Raw genomic sequence first — 23952 nt, forward strand, 5'->3', positions numbered from 1 at the left:
ATAGTTAGTTTTGTTTTAATTTAAGATAGACCCCGTTCGTCCATCCGAATCCGTCCTGATTCGGGTATTCTCCACCTCCCGCAATTGTTTCAGTGTCTAATGCGTTGTATTTTTCCATTAATTTTCCGGTGTTGCCGTATACTCTTTCTACATTCCCGCACCAGTTATTTTTTATTTTTTCAGCCAGATCATCAAAGCCGTAGTTTTTCATTGCTTTAAAGCCTAGCCATTGATAGGGCGCCCATGCATTCGGAAGATCCCATTGCTGGCCGGATTTCTTTGTGGTAGTTACAAGACCTCCCTGATAAAGAAATTTTTCAGCAATATGCTTAGAAACCGATTCTGCCTGTTTCTGATCTGCCAATCCGAGAAATAAAGGGTAAAGAGCAGCAATATGTTCAGACGGTGTGTTTTTGTGTTTTTTTAAGTGATAATCTTTATAACATTCAGTGTTTTCATCCCAAAAGTAGGTATCGATCATCTGTCTGCGTCTTGCTGCTCTTTCAGTAAAATAATTTTCTTTATCTGCCTGGTTCAGAAGTACCGAAGATTTTGCCAATGTTTTCTCCAAATGCCATAAAAGACTGTTCAGGTCTACTTCAGCAATGTTCAGTGTTTCTATCATCTGTATATGTTCTCCGTCTGCAAACCATCTGCTGGAAAAATCCCAGCCGGATTCGCAGGCACTTCGTATATTTCTGTAAAATTCTGCTCCTGCATTTTCGCTGTCTTCAATATCAATAAGATAGCTTTCAGGGCGTGGTGCATTTTCTGCATCATAATAACGGTTCAAAATATCTCCGTTCTGTGTTTTTGCCACCCTTTTCACACTTGAATTATTCTCCAGCCACTCTTCTCCATTCATCCAGAAAGCATATTCCTTTTCTAAAGTATCATGATATTGAATATAAATTTTTTCATCATTTGTAGTTTCAAAAAGCAGGTCCAGCATCAGCGAAAAATATGGAGGCTGTGAACGGCTCAGGAAATGAGTTCTGCTCGCATTCGGCACAAATCCTACACTCTGAATTAAATAAGAACAGTTTTCTACAATATTTTCCATCATTTCGGTTCTTCCTGAAACCTGAAGCCCAAGCATAATAAAGTAACTGTCCCAATAGAAAAATTCATTGAAACGGCCTCCTGGGACAATATATGGCTTCGGAAGTTTTAATAATGTTCCTTTTTCTTCATACGCAGTACGGGTAAGTTGATCCCAAAGCTTTTCGATATGCTGCTCAATGGGTAACTGATCTTCTCTCTGGATTGATATTTTTGCTCCCAGAAAATCAAAATTCGTCATCACAAAATCTTTCAGATCAAACCCTTCACTCCCCTTTTTCCTTTCATACTCCGCATTGATCTCCGAAACAGGAAACATCGGAACAGCATCTGTCATCATCTTCTGGTCCTCAAAAATCTGAGCTCTCTGTACATCATCAAAAAGAGTCTGAATTTCTTTTATGTAAAGCTGCTTATTCATTATTATTTCTTAGGGTTTATTTTTAATTTATTCATGAAAATAGCTGAAATGATCAGCAGTGAAAGCGGAATCAGTGAAAGGTAAAATGCCTGTTGCCCACTGAACTCCTGAAAGACAAAACCAGTGATCATTGAGCCAATTGTTCCGCCGATCGCAGAAAAAACCACAATCAGTCCGGACATGGCACTGTGTAAATATTTTGGAATAGATGCCAGAATTACAGAGTTGATACTTGGATATATTGGTGCCAGCAAACCTCCCATCAGTGGAAACAAATACACTACAAGAGGCGCGTTGAACCATCCCGTTTTATTATCAATGTGAATGTTATGAGTCAGCGGCAGAACCAAAATAATACTGATGGCAAAACCGATCACGCAGAAAGAAACTACGTAGATCCAGCTGAATTTTTTAGAGAAAAAGCCTGATAAGAATCTTCCCAAAGCAAAAGCTCCTGCAAGAACGGCCCCCGCCTGGATACTCATAGAAGTAGGAAGCTTCAATATTTCTTTATAAAAAGTAGGGGTCCATGTCTGGAAGCTCTGTTCTACCAATACAAAAAGGAAAGCACATAAAAGAAAAAACAATACTTTTTTATAGCTGAATAAACTTATGCTGTTCTTCAGATCTCCCAACAAATCGGTTTTCTCACTTCTCGCCTCTTTTTCATTTAATTTTGAAAAGAATAAAAACAGAAATGACAACGCTGAAACAGCTCCCAGGACCCAATATACATTCAACCACCGGGTAGATTTCGGATTGTGGTCATCAATAAACAAACTGAAAAGTACGTTTCCTGCCAATACACCAATCATGAAGAATCCCTCCAGAAAGCCCATGAAGCTCGAATGTTCTTTGTCGGTATCGGTCACAAGACCAATAGATGTGAACACTGAGATCTTTATTAAGGCAAATGAAACGCCTACAATGGTAAACAATAATTTGAAAAACCAGAAGTCATTGGCGAAAGGCATGACAAAACACATACAGCTTACCAGGAAAAGGGCAATCAACATTGAATTTTTGATCCCTATTTTTGGAAGGAATGATGCCAGAATAAATGAACATATGGCGATCGGGAGATCTTTAAAACCCTCAAGGATACTCGCTGAAGATTTTGAGATTCCGAAGTTCTGCTGTACCTGCAGAATAACTGTTCCCACGGAATTCAGAAGAATGGCGAAAACAAAATAATTCAAAAATAATACAGCTTTAATATTGAAATTTTTCATGGAGATCATTTCTTGTCGGCTAAGATAGAAGCATTTGGGTTAACATTAATTTAACACAATAAATCAATATTTGAACTATATTAATATAATTAGTATTTTTATTGGATAAATACGATTAATCAAATGAAAGTCAGTTTCGAAAGAATAATTCCGAACGAAAAGAGTTCCTTCCGTACCCTGCACAACAATTCGCCGATCTCAGAATTTAAATGGGAATATCATTACCATCCCGAAATTGAGCTTGTATGTATTGTTTCCGGGAACGGAACCCGCCATGTTGGCTATCATAAAAGCAATTATACGAACGGCGATCTGGTATTGATCGGCTCCAATATTCCACATTCAGGATTTGGATTAAATTCTACAGATCCTCATGAAGAAATTGTTCTTCAGTTCAGGGAGGAAATACTCCAGTTTCCACAACAGGAAATAGAGGCCCGATCGATTAAAAATCTGCTGGAACTTTCTAAATACGGGATCCAATTTCATCATAAGATCAAAAAACTTATGCTTCCCAAGCTGAAACTGATGCTGGAATCGGAAGGCTACAAAAGGTATCTTCTCCTGCTTGAAATTCTGTTTGAACTTTCAAAATGTAAGGATTATGATCTTTTGAACAAGGAAATCATGCCATACACCATTATTTCAAAAAACAAGGCAAGGCTAGAAAACATCTTTACTTATGTAGAACACAACTACGATAAGGAAATCAATATTGATGATGTAGCAAAACTCGCCAACCTTACCCTTCCTGCTTTTTGTAATTTTTTCAAAAAGGCTACCCAGATCACGTTTACGGAATTTGTAAACCGCTACCGTATTAATAAGGCCTGCCTGTTGATGGCTCTGGATAATAGTATCTCAGAATGCAGCTACAGCTGCGGGTTTAATAATGTTACGTATTTTAACAGGATGTTTAAAAAATATACGGAGAAAACACCTTCCGAGTTTATAAAGAATTTCTCGCATAATAAAGTGAATGTGGATTTAAAGGTTGAGAATGAAGCTAAGGTTAAGGCTAGTTTTTAAAAAATAGTTCAAAATGCTTCGACTCCACTCAGCATGACAGTTCTAATACTAATTGTTTTATTTTAACGATGTCATTCTGAGCGGAGTCGAAGCAGATTTTATAGAATATTCCCCACAAATCCGCAGAGGTTTATACATAAAAAAACTGCTCTTGAAAAAGAACAGCTTTATACTTATATATAATGGTTAAAAATTTCAACCATTCACTATAATATTACTTCCATTTAATATTACAACCCATGCTTGGTCTCTGGATCTCTTCCTGAGGTTCCCCCAACAAAAGATTTTCGAAAGCAATGATCAGATCTTCTCCGGTTACATCTTTATTATTTCCAGGCCTTGAATCATCCATCTGTCCTCTGTAGATAAGGTCCAGTTTATCATCAAAGAAATAAAAATCAGGTGTGCAGGCTGCATCGTAAGCTTTAGCAACTGCCTGGCTTTCATCATACAGATATGGAAAATCAAACTTTCTTTCAATCTGGAATTCTATCATTTTTTCCGGAGCATCAGCCGGGTATTTTTCAACATCATTGGCATTGATCGCAATGAATTCAATCCCTTTATCATTATAATCTTCATACAATTCGTTGATCTTGTCGATCACGTGAAGAACAAACGGGCAATGGTTGCACATAAAGATCACCAGTGTACCTTTTTCACCTTTCAGATCTTCCAGAGATTGGATCTCGTTAGTTTTTGAAGGGTTCGGAAGCTCGAAAAACGGAGCTTTGGTTCCTAAAGCCAGCATATTAGAGGGAGTATTCATATCCTTTATTTTCTTTATCCGCAAAGATAAAGTTTCTTTTAATATAAAGCCAATTCAGCAATTTATAAACTTGAGTTAAATGTTAATTATTAAATATTATTTGGAAGTTATGCCTAAAAGTTTGTAGTTTTGCTAACACTGTTAGTAAATAAAAAATCATGGGCCTACATGAACGTCGTCAAAGAGAGAAAGAATCCATTCGTGCAAATATTTTGCAGGCGGCTTTCGGTTTGGCTAAAACAGAAGGCTGGGCTTCACTTTCGATGCGGAAGATTGCAGATGCTATTGAGTACAGTGCTCCTGTAGTCTATGATTATTTTGAAAACAAAGAGGCAATTTTGTATGAAATTTCTCTGAACGGCTTTCACTGTCTTCACATAGAACTGTTAAAGGCACAGAGAAAATTCGACACTCCGGAAGAGCAGCTTATTGCCATAGTAGATGCTTACTGGAATTTTGCTTTCAAAAATAAGGAATACTACCAGCTGATGTTTGGGTTAGGAATGCAATGCAGCGGAAAGGGCCAGATGAAAGAAGAGTTTTCGTCATTCCAGGACCTTATTTATGAATGTACCTATAATATTATTAAAAAGAACGGATCTAATCCGGACAATGCCTGCCATATGTCGCACGCTTTATTTTCGGCGGTGCACGGGCTGATCTCTATTATGATGATGCGGAATACAGATATTCCTTCTACAATGAATAAAACGACTTTAGACGAAACGGTTTCTGCTTTTGTTAAGTCTTTGTAATTTTTTTTGAACCAAAGATTAACGCTGTTAGGAAATATAACATTTGAATATCAATAAATATTCACTTAAAACTAAAAATTTAACCATGAAAACAAGCATTCAAATTTCGGGACAGTTTTTCCTTTAAACTTAACACCGTTAGATAAATTAACACATACTTAATACACCTCACTTATATATACAATTCAACATTAAAAACAGCCAGCTATTATGAAAATGACGATCTGACCTTTATTAAAAATTTTGAAATTTTTTTTGAACTAATCATTAACACCGTTAGGAAAAATAACAGAATTTATTTAAAAGAACATTATTACTTAAATCTAACACTTCATTAAAAAAATTAAACCAACAATGAAAATACCTGGAAAAATAAGGTTTATTGTACTTATATCAAGTATTATCCTTTTGCAGAACTGTACCCAAGCAGCAGAAGGTTCCAATGCAGCACCGCCTGCTCCGGAGCTTCCGGTTTATACCGTGATCACCTCTCCAGCTACAACATATCAGGAATTTCCTACCGCACTGGAGGGTAAAAATAACGTGGAAATCAGATCTCAGGTAGATGGGTACCTGGATAGAATCTACGTAGAAGAAGGCTCATACGTAAGAGCCGGACAGCCTTTATTTAAAATAGATTCAAGAGCCTATGGCGAGCAAATGAATATGGCCCAGGCCAATTTACAGGTGGCCAACGCCAATATTCAAAAGGCTAAAGTGGAGGTTGACAGACTTCAGCCACTGGTAGAAGCAAAAGTTGTCTCTGATGTACAGATGAAAACGGCTAAAGCCAATTATGCAGCAGCCGTAGCCGCCGCATCACAGGCAAAAGCATCTGTAGGAGGTGCCAGAATAAATGTAGGATTCACCACCATTACAGCACCTGTAAGTGGATATATCGGAAGAATTCCTTACAAAAAAGGAAGCCTGATCTCAAGAACAGATGTTAATCCGTTGACACTATTATCGGATATCAGCGAAATTTATGCCTATTTCTCTTTAAGTGAACTGGATTTTATCGCGTTTCAGAATAAATACCCGGGAGCGAGCTTAGACGAAAAGCTAAAGAACATGCCAATGGTAGACCTGGTGATCGCAGACAACAGTACGTATCCTGAAAAAGGGAAAATGAGTATTGTAGACGGGCAGTTTGATAAAACCACCGGAGCCATTACCGTTCGTGCAGTTTTCCCTAATGAAAAAGGCGCTTTAAGAACAGGAAATACAGGAAGGGTGCGTATGCCTCAGATGCTTTCCAATGCTGTGGTAATCCCGCAGGAATCTACTTTTGAAATTCAGGACAAAACTTATGTCTATATTTTAGGTAAAGACAACAAAGTAACCAGCAAACCGGTAAAAATCTCAGGAAAAACCGAAAGCTATTACTTTATTTCTGAAGGACTTTCTCCGGGTGAGAAAATCGTATACACCGGAATCGGAAACCTAAAGGACGGAGCTTCTATCAAGCCGAAAATAATTTCATCTGACAGCTTATTGAGAGCTAAACCTTTGTAATCTATTCCGAATACAGAAGACTTAAAAAAATAAACTTCTTATGTTAAAACAATTTATAGAAAGACCCGTACTATCAACGGTCATCTCCATTATACTGCTATTGCTGGGGGCACTTTCGGTTTTCAACCTGCCGATTACGCTGTTTCCGGATATTGCGCCTCCCAGTGTTCAGGTAACGGCATTTTATCCGGGAGCGAACGCTGAAGTTGTAGCCCGCTCCGTTGCTGTTCCTATTGAAGAAGCAGTAAATGGGGTTGAGAACATGACCTACATGACCTCCAACTCAAGTAACGACGGTACCATGACCCTGAGCGTATTTTTCAAACAGGGCTCAGATGCGGATAATGCTGCAGTCAATGTTCAGAACCGTGTATCTAAAGCGATGAGCCAGCTTCCTCAGGAAGTAGTTCAGGCCGGAATTTCCACACAGAAGGTACAGAACAGTATGATTATGTTCATGGGACTGTCCAGTGATGACCCTAAGCAATATGATGAGCTGTTTCTTCAAAACTATCTGAAGATCAATATTATTCCGCAGATCCAGCGTATTCCGGGTGTTGCTCAGGCTCAGGTTTTCGGAACAAGAGATTACTCGATGAGAATCTGGTTAAAGCCGGACCGACTAGCAGCTAATAACCTTTCTCCACAGGAAGTGATGGCCGCTATCAAAGATCATAACCTTGAAGCTGCACCGGGACGTCTCGGCCAGGGAAGTAAGGAAACTTACGAATATATTTTAAAGTATAAAGGTAAACTAAGCAAAAATGAAGACTATGAAAATATTGCTATCAAAGCCAATAATGACGGTTCATTTTTAAGATTAAAAGATGTAGCCAGAGTAGAATTTGGTTCTTATACCTATACAGCAGCCAACAGAGTGGACGGTAAACCTGTAGCAGGTTTCGCGATCCTTCAGACTGCAGGTTCCAATGCGAATGAAATTCTTACTGAAATTGAAAAGCAGGTTGATCAGTTTTCCCCTACCCTTCCAAAAGGAGTAAAGCCAATCATCATGTACAATTCCAAAGACTTCCTGGATGCGTCTATACATCAGGTGGTTGAGACTTTGGTGATTGCATTTATCCTGGTATTTATTGTGGTGTATATTTTCCTTCAGGATTTCAGATCTACATTGATTCCTGCGATTGCAGTTCCGGTAGCCATTATCGGTACCTTCTTCTTCCTGCAACTGTTTGGATTCAGTATCAATATGTTGACATTGTTTGCACTGGTACTCGCCATCGGTATTGTGGTGGATGATGCCATTGTGGTGGTAGAAGCCGTCCATTCCAAAATGGAACAGACAGGAATGCCGGTAGAGCAAGCCACTACAAACTCTATGAGTGAAATTTCCGGTGCCATTATTTCCATTACACTGGTGATGTGTGCCGTATTTATTCCGGTTGGTTTCATGCAGGGTCCTGCGGGAGTTTTCTACAGACAGTTTGCCTTTACTTTGGTAATAGCAATCATGATCTCAGCAGTCAATGCATTAACATTGAGTCCTGCTTTATGTGCATTATTCTTAAATGATCCTCAGGGAGAACATGGTGAGCACGGTCATAAAAAAGGTTTTGGAGCGAAATTCTTCAATGCATTCAATGTAGCCTTCAATAATATGACCAGAAAATATATCTACAGCCTTAAGTTTTTAATTAAAAACAAATGGGTAGCCGTTGGAGGTCTTGCACTTATCATTGCTTCAAGTATTTTCTTGATCAATAAAGCTCCGACAGGGTTTATCCCAACAGAAGATCAAGGATTCGTTTTATATGCTGTAAATACCCCTCCGGGAAGTTCACTGGACAGAACGAACAGAGCTACTGAGCAGATTGATAAAATTGTAAATGCTGAAAAAGCCATGAATCACCTTTGGGTAGCTGATGGGATGAACTTTATCAGTAATGCCAACGCATCCCCTTATTCTGCAGGTTTCATTAAGCTAAAAGATTATAAAGACCGTGGTGAAATGAAAGACCCGGATCAGATTGCAGCAGCACTGACAGGGAAAGTATCACAGGTGAAAGATGCCAACGCGTTCTTCTTCAATTTCCCGACAGTACAGGGATTTGGTAACGTTTCCGGATTTGAATTTATGCTTCAAGATAAAACAAACGGCTCTTTTGAGCAGTTGGGAACAACCACTCAGGCCTTTATCGGTGAACTGATGAAACGTCCGGAAATAGCATTCGCCTTTACAACTTATGCTGCCGGAAACCCTCAGTACACAATAGATGTAGATTCTGATAAAGCGAATCAGCTAGGTGTCTCCATAACAGAATTGATGCAGACCATGCAGATCTATTACGGAAGTAGCTTTGTTTCGGATTTCAACAGGTTCGGGAAATATTACAGAGTAATGGCCCAGGCAGATATTCCTTACCGTACGGATGCGAATTCTCTGGAAGGGATTTATGTTAAAAACAATTTAGGTGAAATGGTTCCTGTAAAGACTTTGGTTACTTTAAAAAGAACTTTCGGACCTGAAACGGTAACAAGAAATAACCTGTTCAATGCAGTAACCATCAATGGAACTCCAAAACCTGGTTACAGTACCGGAGATGCCATTAAAGCTGTAGAAGAAGTGGCTCAGAAATCTCTTCCGAGAGGTTTCGGATATGAATGGACAGGAATTACCCGTGAGGAGATCAAAACAGGTGGCCAAACCGCATTTGTATTCATGTTAAGTATACTATTTGTGTATTTCTTATTGGCTGCCCAGTATGAAAGTTATATTCTTCCGTTCGCTGTTATTTTAACAGTTCCTACAGGGATTTTCGGAGTATTTGCTTTCACCGGGTTAGCAGGAATTGACAATAATATTTACGTTCAGGTAGGTTTGATCATGCTCGTCGGACTGTTAGCGAAAAATGCGATCCTGATTGTAGAGTTTGCAGTTCAGAGAAGAAAAGCAGGAAAAACACTGATTGAATCAGCCCTTCAGGCTTCAAGATTACGTTTGAGACCCATTCTGATGACCTCATTTGCCTTCATCATCGGTATGCTTCCGCTGGTTTGGACACAGGGAGCTGCTGCGAAAGGTAACCACTCTATCGGTATCAGTACCGTAGGAGGAATGTTTACAGGAGTAGTATTCGGGATTTTCATCATTCCGGTAATGTATGTAATCTTCCAGTACCTGCATGAAAAAATGCCGAGCAGAAAAAAGAGAAGACTTCAAAAACAAAAATTGGAGGAAGAACTTTTAGCCACTGCTCATTAATAAAAAATGATTTACAAAACTTTGAGAGATTAAAATCACATTTTTTATGAACCATTAAGATGTTAAGAATATTAAGATGAGCTCCGCTTGAAGCATATACTTATAAATCTATTTGATTTTCTTAACTAAACTTAACTCCTTAAATGTTCTTAATGGTTCGGTAAAAGCAAAGTATTCTCCTACTAAAGACCTCTTTGCATCAACAAAATCCTCTCAAAGTTTTGTTTTCAAATAAAAGTCTATTTAAAACTATGAAAAGAATTAAGAATTTTATTCTGACCCTTATATTGGCTTTAGGCGCGGTTTCGTGTGTGTCCAAACTGGCATACACGGAGCCGGACCTTCAGCTTCCGGAAAAATTTCAGTACACGGCTACTGCTGATACAGCAAGCATCGCCAACCTGGAATGGAAACAGTTTTTCAGCGATCCTATTTTACAGGGACTGATTGAAAAAGGAATAAAAAATAACTATGATCTGCAGATTGCTCTAAAACAGGTAGCTTCTTCACAGGAAAAACTGAAACAGGCAAAATATCTTCAGTATCCTGATGTAGGCTTTGGTGTGTCAGCACAAATTTCAAAACCTTCGGAAAACAGCATGAACGGGAAAAGCTTAAATTCATTTTTAGGCCAGAACCACGTTGAAGATTACAACGCAGCATTCAATCTTTCCTGGGAGGCCGACATCTGGGGCAAGATCAAAAATCAGCAGGAAGTTTCAAGAATGCAGTACCTGCAAACTTACGAAGCTACAAAAGCAGTACAGACCCAGGTAGTAGCAGCGATTGCCCAGGGATACTATAATTTATTGATGCTTGATAAACAGATGCAGATTGCAAAATCAAATCTTGAATTAAGCAACAATACGCTTTCGATTACTGAAAAAATGTGGCAAAGCGGTGATACAACTTCTTTAGGCGTTCAGCAGGCTACGGCACAGAAACAGGCTACGGAGCTCTTGATCACTCAGCTGGAACAAAATATTGCAATCCAGGAAAATGCTTTAAGTATTCTTGTAGGTGAAAATCCAACTAAAATCAGCAGAACAATTGAAATGTCTGACACTTCTCTTCCGCAGGATATCTCAGCAGGCCTTCCGGCAGCTATGGTGAGCCGTCGTCCGGATGTGCGTCAGCAGGAACTGGTTCTGTTGGAATCCAATTCAATGGTGGGAATTGCTCAGGCTAATATGTACCCTGCCTTGAAAATCACGGCAAGCGGAGGTGTTAATTCATTTAAAATCGATAACTGGTTCCAGATTCCGGCTTCATTGTTCGGATCTGTATTAGGGGGAATTACCCAGCCAATTTTCCAGAAAAGACAGTTAAAAACCGACCTGAATGTGGCTAAAATCCAGAGAGAGAAAAACGTTTTGGCTTTCCGTCAATCTGTTTTAAATGCTGTGGGTGAAGTTTCCGATGCTTTGGTGTCTAACGAAAGTTTAAAAGTTCAGGAACAGAAAGCGGCAGAACAGGTATCAACGTTGAAAAACGGAATAAAAAGTGCAGAAATGCTTTACAAAGGCGGAATGGCCAATTACTTAGAAGTGATAACAGCTCAGGGAAATTCTTTACAGGCTGAACTGAATCTTGCGTCTGTAAAAAGACAGAGACTGAGCAGCATTGTAGATCTTTACAGAGCTCTTGGCGGCGGTTGGAAGTAGTAAATTTAATTATATTGTTTGAAGTGCGGTCTCTGGTTTAGGGGCCGCATTTTTGTTTTCTCCTGCAGGTTGAATTACTAATTAAGTGCATTAAAATAACACAAACATCTGCCGGATCTGCTCAATCTGCGAGATATTTTACGTTATAAACCACATCAATCCCTTTGTAGATCATCAATTTGAACCATTAAGATCATTGAAAAAAATTAAATTTATCTAAGAAGAAATCACATGAAATTTTTAAATTCTCATCACTTAAAGCGAAGCTAAACTTAATATTCTTAAAAACTTAACCAATCCTTAATGGTTTAAAAATATACCGAAAATTTATTTTTGGAACTGCCCGGAGATCCATTGAAGCAGCTCTTCAAAGTCTTTTTGCGAATATCCTAATGACAGATAGTGAATATCATCTGCTTTTCTGTACCATGTCAGCTGACGTTTTGCATATCTGCGGCTGTTTTTTTTGATCTCGGAAACAGCAAAATCCAGATCCCATTCTCCGTCAAAATATTTGAATAATTCTGCATATCCAACAGTTTTCAAAGCAGTAAGATCTTTAAACTTCTCTAAACTTTCCGCTTCCGCCAAAAGTCCTTTTTCCATCATGATATCTACTCTCCTGTTGATCCTGTCATACAAATCCTCTCTTGGAGCTTCAATTCCGATACGGATCACATTAAAGTCTCTGGAATCCTGGGAAACAGCAATCTGTTCAGAATATTTTTTATCCGTCTGCCAAATTACGTCAATAGCCCGTAAAAGTCTTCTGTGATTGTGAAAATCCACCACTTCAAAATACTCGGGATCAAGTTTTTTTAATATTTCCTGAAGCTTTTCGATTCCTTCGGTATCAAGGATTTCCTGTAATTTTTTCTGATTGTTTTCATCAGCTTCAGGTAAGTCATTCAAACCTTCAATAACTGCTTTTTCATACATCATACTTCCGCCGACCAAAATAACGGTGTCATGATTGACAAAAAGTTCATTGATTTTTTTTAAAGCGTCTTCCTCATACTGCCCGATAGAATAGTACTCCTGAACCGAAAGATTCCCGATAAAATGATGAGGTGCTTCCGCCAGTTCTTCTTCCGAAGGCGATGCTGTCCCTATTTTCATCTCTTTAAAAAACTGGCGGGAATCGCAGGAAATAATTTCCGTATTAAAATGCCTGGCCAGATCAATTGCCAGCCTCGTTTTGCCTATTCCAGTGGGTCCTACAACTGAAATCAAGTTTTTTATATGTAGTTTATCTATTTGTTTATTAAAAGTCATATGGAATCTTAAATCTTCATCATTAATTGTGGTTTCCAAATCACTGCGATTTCACAGTGCTAATTTAAATGTTTATCTTTGTACAACAATAAAAAACTATGATTTTATCAATGACCGGATTCGGCAGAGCCGAAGGTGTTTTTGAAGGAAAAAAGATTTCAATAGATATTAAATCTCTGAACAGCAAAAGCTTTGATTTGAATATTAAAGTCCCTTTACGTTATAAAGAGAAAGAATTTGAGATCAGAAAAATCCTTAATGACAGAATTATCCGTGGAAAGGTAGATTGCTACATTAATTTGGAGAACCTTGAAGAGACGAATGACGTAAAGATCAACAGGAGTTTAATTGACTCTTATATGAATGAGCTTCGTACCATCGCTTCTGACGGTCCAGACTTTGAATATCTGAAAATGGCAGTAAGACTTCCTGATGCCATTACTTCAAGGCCTGATGAACTTACAGACGGTGAATGGGAGGCTTTGGCAAAGATCGTTCATGCAGCTGTAGACCGTTTTATGGAATTCAGAAAGACAGAAGGATCTATTTTACATGAAGAACTCGAAAGAAACATCCAGAATATTGATAAATATCTTTCTGAAGTAGTTCCTTATGAAGAAGAAAGAATCATTGCTGTAAAAGAGCGTTATCAGAAATCTTTAAAAGAATTCGAGAATGTAGACGAAACACGTTTCTACCAGGAAATGGCTTACTTCACGGAGAAACTTGATATTGCAGAAGAGAAAGTAAGGCTGACTCAGCATTTGAAATACTACAAAGAAGTAATGGATAACGAAGATTTCAACGGAAAAAAACTGGGCTTTATTTCCCAGGAAATCGGAAGAGAGATCAATACTTTAGGTTCAAAGGCCAATCATGCAGAGATCCAGAAGCTAGTGGTCATGATGAAAGATGATCTGGAAAAAATAAAAGAACAGACGTTAAACGTATTGTAGACCATAGACCTATAGACAAGAGATCAAAGAGTTTATTCTCATATCTCTAATCTAAAAATCTCTAATCTAAATGAATAAAGTAATCATATTTTCAGCACCATCGGGGAGCGGAAAAACTACATTAGTAAAGCATTCTCTGGAAACGTTTCCTGAACTGGCGTTCTCCATCTCATGTACCACAAGACAGCCGAGGGGAAGTGAGATCCATGCAGTGGATTATCATTTTTTGAGTCCTGATGAATTCAGACAGAAAATAGCGGAAGATGCTTTTGTAGAATATGAAGAAGTATATACTGACAAATATTACGGTACTTTAAAATCTGAAGTGGAAAAAATCTGGAATCAGGGAAAAGTAGTTATTTTTGATGTAGATGTAAAAGGGGGAATTTCCTTAAAAAAATATTTTGGAGAGCAAGCCCTGTCCATTTTCATTGAACCGCCTTCCATAGAAGAATTGGAACGAAGATTGATCTCCAGAAATACGGACGATGCAGAAACCATCAAAACACGTGTAGCAAAGGCAGAAGAAGAAATGACCTTTGCGAAAGAGTTTGACAGGATCGTTATTAATACCGATCTTGATGTAGCAAAAAAAGAAATAGAAAGTTTAATAAAAAATTTTATTGGGAATTAAGAGATGGATGATGGAAGTCGAATCATGGAAGTTTGAAAGAGTAATTACAATTCAAACTACAACATTCTAACTTCTAATTTCTAGCTTCTAACTTCCAGAATCAAAAAACATTAAGGTGGATATGAGTACCGAAACATTAGAAAAAGCTAAATCTGCGATTCCTGTAAGAGGATTTCTGGATATAAAAGACATAGCAATCCCTCAAGGAGAAGAACTGGTGAAAGCTATTCTGAAACTTAAGGAAGAAAAAAATGCGGTGATCCTTGCCCATTATTACCAGCCGGGAGAAATTCAGGATATTGCTGATTTCCTGGGAGATTCTCTGCAGCTGGCAAGACAGGCCAAAGACACCAATGCAGATATGATCGTATTCTGTGGAGTACATTTCATGGCTGAAGCCGCTAAAATTCTGAACCCGACTAAAAAAGTAGTTCTTCCTGACACCATGGCCGGATGCTCTCTGGCAGACGGATGTTCTGGAGAAGGATTGAGAAAAATGCGTGAACAGCATCCTAATGCTCTGATCGCTACGTATATTAACTGCAACGCAGAAACTAAAGCAGAAAGTGATATCATCGTAACCAGCTCAAATGCGGAAACTGTGATTGAAGCCCTTCCAAAAGACAGACCGATCATTTTTGCTCCGGATAAAAATTTAGGAAGATATTTATCTAAAAAAACCGGTCGTGATATGATTCTTTGGGACGGAAGCTGCATCGTACACGAAGCATTTTCTATGGAAAGAATTGCCCAGCAGATGGCAGACAATCCTGATGCAAAGTTAATTGCACATCCTGAAAGCGAGGAAGCCGTTTTAAAATTGGCTCACTTTATAGGTTCTACTTCTGCCCTGCTGAATTTTGTAGAGCAAGACGATTGCCAGAAATTTATTATCGCGACTGAGGAAGGAATTCTTCACGAAATGAAAAAACGTGCCCCGCATAAGGAACTGATTCCAGCGCTGGTTTTTGATGAAAGCTGCAACTGTTCGGAATGTTTCTATATGAAACGTAATACCATGGAAAAATTGTATCTGTGTATGAAATACGAGCTCCCGGAAATCCTTATTGACGAAGAGCTTCGTTTAAAGGCTATCAAGCCAATCGAGGCCATGCTGGATCTTTCAAAAAGTATAAAATAATAATAAAGCACTGTTTCACAGTGCTTATTTTTTTTATATATTTAAGATTCAAACCAAAATCTTTACATATGAAAAATTTAAAAAAATTAGACAAAGAATGTCTAAAAAGCATTAATGGCGGAACATCAACAGAATGTGCCACTTATTGTAAACCCGATGAAGTATGTATTCCGGGAGTATGTGGTAGTCCTCCAAAATGTTTAGCCACTTCTTAAAAAGTTGATGAGTTAATCAACTTTAGTAAATTAAGAAGCACTGTTTTATAACAGTGCTTTACTTTTTAAATGGGTCCGAAGCAGAAATAATCTACTTTTACCCTTAATTTGCAACATTCAGGCAAAGCATTAAAATCTTCACATGATTTTGGATAATCCGGACCTACTCCATAAGGTCCCGGAGGGCAGTACTCAAAACAGGTATTTCCTCCGTTAATCGATTTCAGATTTTCTCTGCCTAACTTTTTAAGATTTTTCATATAGATTTGTTTTGGTTTCTAAATATAGCATTTTAAACCTCATCTATGAAAATGTACTAATAAAAAGAGACTCTAAATTAATTACACCATCGGAGCATAGCACGTACCTCCCGGAGTTCTCCAGCAGCCCCATGCGCCACCACCGCGAAAACATACATATGCAGCCCCGCCACATGTTTCAATTTGAAAGTCGGTAAATCCACCGCTGATTTTACTCTTTCCTTCTCTTGAAAGTTTTTTTAAATTTTTCATATTAATTTTAATTTTGTTTCATAAATATAATACTATAAACATCATTTGTGAAAAAACATCACAACATGAAGAATAAAGCTTTAATTGACCACCGGACCTATACAGCTCATCATCACAAGATATTGTCCTTTACAGCAATCCGTTAAAGCAGCATACTGCTGACAGCTGCGTGTTGCTCCGGATCCCGGGGGCCCAAAAGTAGTTCCTGCAGGATAAGGACAGCCTCCAGGACACGCTGCACCATTTACTTTTTTCAACTGTTGTTTCGATAATTTTCTCATAATACTTTTTTTATTGTTAATAACTATTTACAGTTCTATTATGACTGAATTTTTCACATGCTGTTGATATGCTTAACAAAGATGAACCTCAAAAACATCAAAGCCAAACCAGAATTAGCAGGTGTAGCTGAATATTGAATAAGTGATACAATTTGGAAGATTTCTGTACAATAAAAAAGGACTGCCTTCACAGACAGTCCTACAACTCTTTTTTCACTCCCGGTTATTGGAAACATTCTGAACTAACAAAAACACAGCTTTTGCATCGGCTTGGAAGAACGTTATAATCCTCACATGAGTAATCATATCCTCCAGAAGGCCCGCCAGGACCAAATCCTCCAGTAGGGCATCCGCTACAATTAGATACTGCTCCGTTAATCTTTCCCAATTTCTCTCGAGACATTTTCTTTAAATTTTTCATAGTAATTTGTTTTGTTTCAGAATTTAAATATATCTCTTTTAAAGGAAAAAATAAAATTTCAAAGTAACATATATCTCTTAAAAATGAATTAAAAACAGAATTGTTTGGCAAAAAACTTTGATATCTCCGAATAATTTGTACATTTGTTTGGTAAAGAATGAACATTCTAAGAAACATATCAGATATTTTTGTACCGGAATCACCTGTTTCGGGGCTATCTTCTGTTTCTACATTCACAACTACAACAACTACCCCTTAGCGGGGTACATTTTCACATATTATTTCCTGCACCCGTACTCTTTTTTTAAAGAGTAAACATTTCGTTTTACCTAACCTTAAATATTAATTGGATGAAAGTCTTAAAATTCGGCGGTACATCTGTCGCCAATACCGGAAATATTCTTCTGGCAGAAAATATTATTAAAAAAGAATCTTTACAAAGCAGAGTAATTGTTGTAGTTTCAGCCCTTCACAGTGTTACTGATACCCTGATAAAAGCAGCTGAATACGCTTCTCTTAAAAATGAAAAATATATTCCCATCATTAAAAATCTGGAAGAAAGGCATTTGGAACTTGTTAAAGAACTGGTTCCTGTTTTATCCCAGAGCTCATGGCTAAGCTTTGTTAAAAAGCATTTTAATGATATGGAAGATATCTACAGCGGAATATTTGTATTAGGTGAGTTTACAGATAAAATCCGGGACAGGATTACTTCATATGGAGAGTTTCTGTCCTCAAACCTTATTGCAGCCAGGCTTCAGTATGAGGGATTGGACTGTATATGGATGAATTCGGCTGACCAGATCAGAACAGACGGCAGTTTTACCAATGCGAAGGTAGATTTTGAGATCACTGAAGAAAATGTAAAGAATTTTGCAGCTGAGCATAAAAATCAGATTATCGTTGCACCCGGCTTTATAGCTAGAGATCAGAGCGGAAATGCCACCACATTAGGCAGAGGCGGCTCCGATTATACAGCAGCCATTATTGCGGCGGCAGTTTCTGCTGAAGAACTTCAGATCTGGAGCGATGTAAACGGGATGATGACTGCAGACCCAAGATTGGCTTCCAATGCTAAACCCATTCCTGAGATTTCTTATCATGAAGCCATGGAACTTTCCCATTTTGGGGCCAAGGTTCTATATCCGCCATCCATACAACCTGTTATGGCAAAAAATATTGATCTTAAGATTAAAAATACTTTTGATCCGGAGGCACGTGGAACACTAGTTTCCCATAAATTAAGCAAACCGGCTGTTGAAAAGCAACAGATCGCTGCAGGAGTTTCCAATATGAGCCATATTGCCCTTCTTACGCTGGAAGGCAGTGGAATGGTAGGAATTCCCGGAACTTCAGCAAAACTTTTCCAATGTCTCAGCCTTGAAAAGATTAATGTTATTCTTATTACCCAGGGTTCTTCGGAACATTCTATTACCATTGCTGTCAATGAAAAAGATGTGTTTCATGCAGAAAATGTTGTGAACTCCTCTTTTGAAGATGACATAAAACTTCAGAGAGTGACTCCTGTAAAAATAGAAACCGGACTTTCAATTGTGGCTCTGGTAGGAGAAAACATGAAAAACAGAAGTGGAATCAGCGCTAAAATGTTCGGATGCCTGGGGAACAACGGGATTAATATCAGAGCTATTGCACAGGGATCCTCGGAAAGGAATATCAGTATCGTTATTTCAGAAAAGGATATTAAAAAAGCAGTTAACGTTCTTCATGAAGAATTTTTTGAATCTGAAATTAAGCAGGTACACCTTTATCTGTGTGGAGTCGGAAATGTAGGATCAAAACTGGTAGAGCAGATCTTTGAACAAAATGAATATCTTAGGGAAAACAATTTAATTAATCTAAGAATTGCAGGCATTTCCAACAGCCGGAAAATGTTTTTTTCTGATCAGGGAATTTCTGAAAGCGAATACAGCAATTGGAGTGAAAAAGGTGCCGAAGCATCTATCCATGGCTTTGCAGAGGAGATCATTTCCCGAAACCTTAGGAATTCAGTATTTGTTGATGTAACAGCCAGCTCCTCAGTACCGGAAATCTATGACAATTTATTAAAAAGAAGCATCAATATTGTGGCCTGTAATAAAATTGCAGCCTCTTCAGATTTTGAAGTGTATAAAAACTTAAAAAGTACTGCCCGGAATCACAACTGCAAATTCTACTTTGAAACCAATGTAGGAGCCGGGCTTCCCGTTATCGGAACCATTAATGATCTTATGAAAAGCGGCGATAAAATCACGTCAATCCAGGCTGTATTAAGCGGAACCTTGAATTTCGTTTTTAACAATTATGACGGAAGCAGAACCTTTTCAGAAGTTGTTGCCCAGGCACAGAAAGAAGGTTTTACTGAACCGGACCCACGGCTGGATCTGACTGGAACTGATGTAGCCCGAAAAATCTTAATTCTTGCCAGAGAAGCCGGATACCCCCTTCAGTTTGAAGATATAGAAAATGAAAGCTTCCTGCCTGAAGAATGCCTTCATGGAAGTGTAGAAAACTTCTATAAGAAGCTTACTGAATATGAAAGTCATTTTAAAAATTTAGTCAGTGAGGCTCAGAAAAATGGCAAAATATTGAAATATACCGCTGAATTTAAAGATGGCAAAGCTAAGGTTGCCCTTCAGCATGTTGCTCCGGACAGTGATCTGTACCATCTGTATGGCAAAGACAATATTGTCATTTTCAAAACTTTAAGATACTCCGAGCAGCCTCTTGTTGTAAAAGGCGCCGGTGCAGGGGCTGAAGTAACTGCCAGCGGTGTTTTTGCAGATATTATCCGATCAGTTTAAAATAAATAATATGAAAAAGATAAAAATAAAAGTTCCGGCTACCATTGCCAATCTCGTTTGCGGATTTGATATCCTGGGTATGGCTATCCATGAGCCTTATGACGAAATGGAATTGAAATTACTGGACAGTCCTGAAATCATTATCAGGCATAAGGATCATTTCGGACTTCCGGAAGATCCGTCAAAGAATGTAGCGGGCGTTGTTCTCCAAAACATCATGGAGCATCTGAAGCTCACAAAAGGTTTTGAAGTCACAATCCGTAAACATATAAAGCCGGGCAGCGGGCTCGGCTCCAGTGCGGCAAGTGCCGCCGGAGCCGCTTTTGGGGCCAATGCCTTATTAGGAAATATTTTATCCCGTGAAGAAATGGTTCACTTCGCTATGTTCGGTGAAGAGCTTGCTTCCGGAGTACGCCATGCAGACAATATTGCCCCGTGCATTTATGGAGGTATCACATTGGTGAAATCCTCCTCTCCTATTGATATTATTCCGTTGAGTACCCCCAACCTGTTTGTGGCAGCAGTACATCCGCAGGTTGAAGTAAAAACTTCTGATGCACGGCAGATTTTAAAGAAAAATATTCTTCTGAAAGATGCTGTAGAACAGTGGGGAAATATAGCAGGACTCGTGACAGGAATCCTCAAAAACGATATTCCGCTCATCGGACGAAGTCTGAATGATGTGATTATAGAACCTGTCAGGAGCATCCTAATTCCGAAATTTGATGAGATTAAAACAAGAAGTTTGGAGGCCGGTGCACTTGGAGGCGGAATTTCAGGTTCAGGACCTTCAATTTTTATGCTGGCAGAGAAAAAAGAAACGGCAGAAAAGATTGCCCTGCTGATGAAATCTATTTACGATGAAATTAAAATTGAGAGTTTTGTGTATGTCTCAAAAATAAATCCTTCAGGAATTGAGATTGTTGAAGAAGATCATGATGATAACCAATAAATTAAAGACAATGAATTATTATAATTTAAAAGATAAGCAGGAAACCGCTAATTTCAAAACAGCTGCTATAAAAAGCCAGGGCAGTCAAAAAGGATTGTTTTTTCCCGAAAAAATTCCTCAGTTTAATGAAGAGTTTATTCAAAATTTGCATCTGTATTCCAATGAAGAAATTGCGTTCAGATGCATGAAAGATTTTATCGGGGACGAAATTCCCTCGGAAATATTAAAGAAAATTACTACAGAAACCATCAGCTTTGAGATTCCTTTAAAAAAGATCAGTGAGCGTATATCTATTCTGGAGCTTTTCCATGGACCAACGTTAGCATTTAAAGATGTGGGAGCAAGGTTTATGAGCCGTTGCCTGTCATATTTTCTAAAAGATCAGGATAAAAAAGTAACAGTTCTTGTGGCCACTTCCGGTGATACGGGCGGAGCTGTTGCCCATGGATTTTATAATGTCCCGGGAATCAATGTGGTTATTCTTTACCCCAAAAACAGGGTGAGTGCTGTTCAAGAAAAACAGCTTACGGCACTGGGAAGAAATATTTCGGCACTGGAAGTCAACGGAAATTTTGATGACTGTCAGAATCTTGTCAAGCAAGCTTTTTCAGATGAAAGTATTAACTCAGAATTGTTTTTAACCTCAGCTAATTCTATTAATGTTGCAAGATGGCTTCCTCAGCAGATTTATTATTTATTAGCTTTAAAACAATGGAAACAGCACGAAAATCAGGATCCGGTCATTGGTGTTCCGAGTGGAAATTTCGGAAATATCTGTGCTGGACTTCTTGCCTACTTCCGGGGGCTTCCTGCAGAGCATTTTATTGCTGCATGCAACAAAAATGATGTAGTTCCTGATTATCTGAAAAGTCATCAGTATCATCCTAAAAAAGCTGTAGCCACCTTATCCAATGCCATGGATGTTGGAGATCCAAGTAATTTCACCAGAATTCTGGAACTTTTCGGACATCAGTTTGATCATCTCAAGAATGTAATTTCGGGATATTCAGTAGATGATGAATCCACACTTCATACCATTAAAGAGGTATATGAAAAATATGGATACATCCTCGATCCTCACAGTGCAGTTGCATTTGCTGCTATGGAACAGTACCTGAATGAAAATCCCGGCAAGAAAGGGTTGATATTGGGAACTGCACATCCTGTAAAATTCCCTGAAGCAGTAGAAAAAGCAGCCCATATCACCATTGATATCCCCGAAGCACTGAATGATCTCATGAAAAAGGAGAAAAAAACTATAGAAATAAATGCAGATTTTGAAGAATTAAAACGATTTTTGCTGAATAAAAATCAGGACAATGAGCAAGATCTTTCTTGAAGATGTAAAAATATATGCCTACCACGGCGTGCTTCCCGAAGAAAATATCATCGGGACCTATTATATTTTAAATGCAGAACTGCACACGAATCTTTGGAAAGCTGCGGAAACAGATGACCTGAATGATACGATAAGCTATGCTGACATCAACGGGATCATTCATCAGGAAATGGCCATTAAATCCAAATTACTGGAGCATGTGGCAGGAAGAATTATCCTGAAGATTCATGAAAGTTTCCCCCAGATTTCCTACATTAAACTGAAGATTACAAAAACTTCACCACCGATGCAGGGCGAAATGAAAGGCGCAAGTATTGAAGTGGAAAGAAGCTTCAAACCTGATGATTTTTAATTTTATCTACACAAAAAACATACTGAATTGAAATCCATCAAATTATTATTTTTATTAAGTTTCGCCATGGTTTTTGGCCAGACTGCTGTTGATAATCAATCCGCTGTTTACAATTTCCCGAAAATAAAATCCAGCATTACTATGCCGGTAACCATTCCGCTTTCTGAAATCAGCAATATGATTAATGCTTCGGTAAAAGAGCTGGTATTTCAGGATGATTCTTATACAGATAACAATAACGATCAGTTTAAGGTCAAAGTATGGAAAACCCGGCCTATCCGTCTTGTGGGCGGAACAAGCCAAAACCTTCTGATAGAAGTTCCTTTAAAAATATGGGCCGAAAAAGGGATTGGTACCCTGGGAGTTTATTCGTATCAGAATACGACTTTTGAAACAGTTATGTCCTTCAATACCACGATTAATTTTAATAACAACTGGACAATTTCTACCAATACGCAGCCCAACGGTTTCAGATGGGTGACAAAGCCTGTCCTGGATTATGGCAGAATACAGATTCCTATCACTTCACTGGTAGAAAAAAGCCTGAAGGAACAACAGGGGAAATTTGCCAAGACTATTGATCAGCAGATGGCTACGCAGCTGAATTTCCAACAGTATGCAGTAATGGCATGGAATGTTTTCTCGCAGCCTTTTAATATTTCGGAGGAATATAATACGTGGCTGAAAATAAGCCCGGTAGGCGTGAATATCACCCCACTGAAATTCTATGGGAATGAGATCACTACGAATATAGGAATGGATATTTACTCGGAAACGTTTACAGGAAGCAAACCTGCTGCATCACCAACGGTAAAATCAGCCGGGAACTTTAATGTCGTTCCTGTTCTGGCAGATAAATTCCTCTTGCAGACCACAGCTAATGTTCCTTTTTCTGAAGCTACCAATATTGCCAGAAATATGTTCATGAACAAGGAATATGATGTCCGAGGCTCAAAGGTAAAGATCAAAGATATCCGGGTTTATGGTGCTGAAGGAAGAGTGATCATTGAAGCTGAAACAGAAGGCTACGTAAATGGAAAAGCCATTATTTCCGGGATCCCTGTATATGACGAAACGAAAAAGAAAATTGTTCTCTCCAATACAAAATTTAATTTAAGGACAGCCAATATTCTGCAGAAAACCGCTACCCTGCTTTTCAAAGGGAAAATTGTAAAGATGATCGAAGAGGAATACGGAATTCCAACACAGGAACTGGAACTCGCCTCAAAGAAAAGTATAGAAGAGGCATTTAACAAAGAATATTATAAAGGCTTAAAAATGAACGGAAGGGTTTTCAACCTGAAACCCGGCAGTGTCCTGGTCAACCAATCCGGCATCACTGCAGTCATTGAAACGAATGCCACTTTAAAACTAATACTTAACGGAATTTAAATTAATAAAAA

The 23952-nt window shown here is 38.4% G+C and carries 22 protein-coding genes; 14 read left to right on the forward strand and 8 right to left on the reverse strand.

Going from position 1 to position 23952, the window contains the following annotated elements:
• Positions 1-4: 4 nt before the first annotated feature.
• Positions 5-1483, reverse strand: a complete 1479-nt coding sequence (locus LC418_RS18180) for a trehalase family glycosidase (protein ID WP_223560172.1) — start codon at positions 1481-1483, stop codon at positions 5-7.
• 2 nt (positions 1484-1485) lie between these two features.
• Positions 1486-2715 (reverse strand): MFS transporter, encoded by a 1230-nt coding sequence (locus LC418_RS18185; RefSeq protein ID WP_223560173.1) that lies wholly within the window; start codon positions 2713-2715, stop codon positions 1486-1488.
• A gap of 123 nt (positions 2716-2838) precedes the next feature.
• Here LC418_RS18185 and LC418_RS18190 point away from each other — a divergent pair, with 123 nt between their 5' ends.
• Positions 2839-3744, forward strand: a complete 906-nt coding sequence (locus LC418_RS18190; RefSeq protein WP_223560174.1) for an AraC family transcriptional regulator — start codon at positions 2839-2841, stop codon at positions 3742-3744.
• 214 nt (positions 3745-3958) lie between these two features.
• Here the strand turns inward: LC418_RS18190 and LC418_RS18195 are convergent, their stop codons facing one another.
• Positions 3959-4513 carry a thioredoxin family protein gene (locus LC418_RS18195; RefSeq protein ID WP_111960493.1) on the reverse strand — a complete coding sequence of 185 codons (555 nt, stop codon included), beginning with the start codon at positions 4511-4513 and terminating at the stop codon, positions 3959-3961.
• Between the two features lie 158 nt (positions 4514-4671).
• Here LC418_RS18195 and LC418_RS18200 point away from each other — a divergent pair, with 158 nt between their 5' ends.
• The 4 genes from LC418_RS18200 to LC418_RS18215 all read left to right on the forward strand — a co-directional run bounded on the left by LC418_RS18200 (position 4672) and on the right by LC418_RS18215 (position 11670).
• On the forward strand, positions 4672-5268 hold the full coding sequence (locus tag LC418_RS18200; RefSeq protein ID WP_111960491.1) for a TetR/AcrR family transcriptional regulator: 597 nt from the start codon (positions 4672-4674) through the stop codon (positions 5266-5268).
• Positions 5269-5622: 354 nt separating this feature from the next.
• Positions 5623-6783, forward strand: a complete 1161-nt coding sequence (locus LC418_RS18205) for an efflux RND transporter periplasmic adaptor subunit (RefSeq protein ID WP_223560175.1) — start codon at positions 5623-5625, stop codon at positions 6781-6783.
• A 40-nt stretch (positions 6784-6823) separates the two neighbouring features.
• Complete coding sequence (locus LC418_RS18210; protein WP_223560176.1) at positions 6824-10006, forward strand: efflux RND transporter permease subunit; 3183 nt, start codon at positions 6824-6826, stop codon at positions 10004-10006.
• 251 nt (positions 10007-10257) lie between these two features.
• Positions 10258-11670, forward strand: coding sequence for an efflux transporter outer membrane subunit (locus LC418_RS18215; RefSeq protein ID WP_223560177.1), 1413 nt, complete (start codon positions 10258-10260; stop codon positions 11668-11670).
• Positions 11671-11997: 327 nt separating this feature from the next.
• Here the strand turns inward: LC418_RS18215 and miaA are convergent, their stop codons facing one another.
• Positions 11998-12945 (reverse strand): tRNA (adenosine(37)-N6)-dimethylallyltransferase MiaA, encoded by a 948-nt coding sequence (miaA, locus tag LC418_RS18220; RefSeq protein ID WP_262901822.1) that lies wholly within the window; start codon positions 12943-12945, stop codon positions 11998-12000.
• Between the two features lie 98 nt (positions 12946-13043).
• On the opposite strand from miaA, the gene LC418_RS18225 reads away from it, so the two are divergent.
• From LC418_RS18225 to LC418_RS18240, 4 genes are all read left to right on the forward strand, one after another.
• Positions 13044-13901, forward strand: coding sequence for a YicC family protein (locus LC418_RS18225; RefSeq protein WP_111960481.1), 858 nt, complete (start codon positions 13044-13046; stop codon positions 13899-13901).
• A gap of 70 nt (positions 13902-13971) precedes the next feature.
• Positions 13972-14535, forward strand: a complete 564-nt coding sequence (gene gmk / locus LC418_RS18230) for a guanylate kinase (protein ID WP_111960479.1) — start codon at positions 13972-13974, stop codon at positions 14533-14535.
• 121 nt (positions 14536-14656) lie between these two features.
• Positions 14657-15676: a quinolinate synthase NadA gene (gene nadA / locus LC418_RS18235; RefSeq protein ID WP_223560178.1), complete on the forward strand. Its 1020-nt coding sequence runs from the start codon at positions 14657-14659 to the stop codon at positions 15674-15676.
• A 68-nt stretch (positions 15677-15744) separates the two neighbouring features.
• On the forward strand, positions 15745-15891 hold the full coding sequence (locus tag LC418_RS18240) for a bacteriocin-like protein (protein ID WP_157963414.1): 147 nt from the start codon (positions 15745-15747) through the stop codon (positions 15889-15891).
• A 65-nt stretch (positions 15892-15956) separates the two neighbouring features.
• On the opposite strand, the gene LC418_RS18245 is transcribed toward LC418_RS18240, so the two are convergent.
• From LC418_RS18245 to LC418_RS18260, 4 genes are all read right to left on the reverse strand, one after another.
• On the reverse strand, positions 15957-16151 hold the full coding sequence (locus LC418_RS18245) for a bacteriocin-like protein (RefSeq protein WP_111960475.1): 195 nt from the start codon (positions 16149-16151) through the stop codon (positions 15957-15959).
• 81 nt (positions 16152-16232) lie between these two features.
• Positions 16233-16403, reverse strand: a complete 171-nt coding sequence (locus tag LC418_RS18250; RefSeq protein ID WP_223560179.1) for a hypothetical protein — start codon at positions 16401-16403, stop codon at positions 16233-16235.
• An 80-nt stretch (positions 16404-16483) separates the two neighbouring features.
• Positions 16484-16684, reverse strand: coding sequence for a hypothetical protein (locus LC418_RS18255; RefSeq protein WP_223560180.1), 201 nt, complete (start codon positions 16682-16684; stop codon positions 16484-16486).
• A gap of 223 nt (positions 16685-16907) precedes the next feature.
• Positions 16908-17342, reverse strand: coding sequence for a bacteriocin-like protein (locus LC418_RS18260; RefSeq protein ID WP_223560181.1), 435 nt, complete (start codon positions 17340-17342; stop codon positions 16908-16910).
• A 113-nt stretch (positions 17343-17455) separates the two neighbouring features.
• On the opposite strand from LC418_RS18260, the gene thrA reads away from it, so the two are divergent.
• The 5 genes from thrA to LC418_RS18285 are packed head-to-tail and all read left to right on the forward strand — an operon-like array spanning position 17456 to position 23941.
• Complete coding sequence (gene thrA / locus LC418_RS18265) at positions 17456-19906, forward strand: bifunctional aspartate kinase/homoserine dehydrogenase I (RefSeq protein ID WP_223560182.1); 2451 nt, start codon at positions 17456-17458, stop codon at positions 19904-19906.
• Between the two features lie 10 nt (positions 19907-19916).
• Positions 19917-20858, forward strand: a complete 942-nt coding sequence (locus LC418_RS18270) for a homoserine kinase (RefSeq protein ID WP_223560183.1) — start codon at positions 19917-19919, stop codon at positions 20856-20858.
• Positions 20859-20868: 10 nt separating this feature from the next.
• Positions 20869-22197, forward strand: coding sequence for a threonine synthase (thrC, locus tag LC418_RS18275; RefSeq protein ID WP_223560184.1), 1329 nt, complete (start codon positions 20869-20871; stop codon positions 22195-22197).
• A complete protein-coding gene (folB, locus tag LC418_RS18280) occupies positions 22178-22549 on the forward strand; it encodes a dihydroneopterin aldolase (RefSeq protein ID WP_223560185.1) in 372 nt (123 codons plus the stop codon). Before thrC ends, folB begins: the two co-directional genes overlap by 20 nt.
• Positions 22550-22576: 27 nt before the next feature.
• Entirely contained in the window at positions 22577-23941 is a 1365-nt protein-coding gene (locus LC418_RS18285; protein ID WP_111960465.1) for a DUF4403 family protein, read from the forward strand.
• Positions 23942-23952: the final 11 nt, after the last annotated feature.

The sequence above is a fragment of the Chryseobacterium lathyri genome, assembly GCF_019970085.1.
Lineage (GTDB): Bacteria > Bacteroidota > Bacteroidia > Flavobacteriales > Weeksellaceae > Chryseobacterium > Chryseobacterium lathyri.

Bases quoted from the DNA above. Each gene is read 5' to 3' on its own strand.
- LC418_RS18180 (WP_223560172.1), bottom strand. From the start codon at position 1,483: ATGAATAAGCAGCTTTACATAAAAGAAATTCAGACTCTTTTTGATGAT.
- LC418_RS18185 (WP_223560173.1), bottom strand. From the start codon at position 2,715: ATGAAAAATTTCAATATTAAAGCTGTATTATTTTTGAATTATTTTGTT.
- LC418_RS18190 (WP_223560174.1), top strand. From the start codon at position 2,839: ATGAAAGTCAGTTTCGAAAGAATAATTCCGAACGAAAAGAGTTCCTTC.
- LC418_RS18195 (WP_111960493.1), bottom strand. From the start codon at position 4,513: ATGAATACTCCCTCTAATATGCTGGCTTTAGGAACCAAAGCTCCGTTT.
- LC418_RS18200 (WP_111960491.1), top strand. From the start codon at position 4,672: ATGGGCCTACATGAACGTCGTCAAAGAGAGAAAGAATCCATTCGTGCA.
- LC418_RS18205 (WP_223560175.1), top strand. From the start codon at position 5,623: ATGAAAATACCTGGAAAAATAAGGTTTATTGTACTTATATCAAGTATT.
- LC418_RS18210 (WP_223560176.1), top strand. From the start codon at position 6,824: ATGTTAAAACAATTTATAGAAAGACCCGTACTATCAACGGTCATCTCC.
- LC418_RS18215 (WP_223560177.1), top strand. From the start codon at position 10,258: ATGAAAAGAATTAAGAATTTTATTCTGACCCTTATATTGGCTTTAGGC.
- miaA (WP_262901822.1), bottom strand. From the start codon at position 12,945: ATGACTTTTAATAAACAAATAGATAAACTACATATAAAAAACTTGATT.
- LC418_RS18225 (WP_111960481.1), top strand. From the start codon at position 13,044: ATGATTTTATCAATGACCGGATTCGGCAGAGCCGAAGGTGTTTTTGAA.
- gmk (WP_111960479.1), top strand. From the start codon at position 13,972: ATGAATAAAGTAATCATATTTTCAGCACCATCGGGGAGCGGAAAAACT.
- nadA (WP_223560178.1), top strand. From the start codon at position 14,657: ATGAGTACCGAAACATTAGAAAAAGCTAAATCTGCGATTCCTGTAAGA.
- LC418_RS18240 (WP_157963414.1), top strand. From the start codon at position 15,745: ATGAAAAATTTAAAAAAATTAGACAAAGAATGTCTAAAAAGCATTAAT.
- LC418_RS18245 (WP_111960475.1), bottom strand. From the start codon at position 16,151: ATGAAAAATCTTAAAAAGTTAGGCAGAGAAAATCTGAAATCGATTAAC.
- LC418_RS18250 (WP_223560179.1), bottom strand. From the start codon at position 16,403: ATGAAAAATTTAAAAAAACTTTCAAGAGAAGGAAAGAGTAAAATCAGC.
- LC418_RS18255 (WP_223560180.1), bottom strand. From the start codon at position 16,684: ATGAGAAAATTATCGAAACAACAGTTGAAAAAAGTAAATGGTGCAGCG.
- thrA (WP_223560182.1), top strand. From the start codon at position 17,456: ATGAAAGTCTTAAAATTCGGCGGTACATCTGTCGCCAATACCGGAAAT.
- LC418_RS18270 (WP_223560183.1), top strand. From the start codon at position 19,917: ATGAAAAAGATAAAAATAAAAGTTCCGGCTACCATTGCCAATCTCGTT.
- thrC (WP_223560184.1), top strand. From the start codon at position 20,869: ATGAATTATTATAATTTAAAAGATAAGCAGGAAACCGCTAATTTCAAA.
- folB (WP_223560185.1), top strand. From the start codon at position 22,178: ATGAGCAAGATCTTTCTTGAAGATGTAAAAATATATGCCTACCACGGC.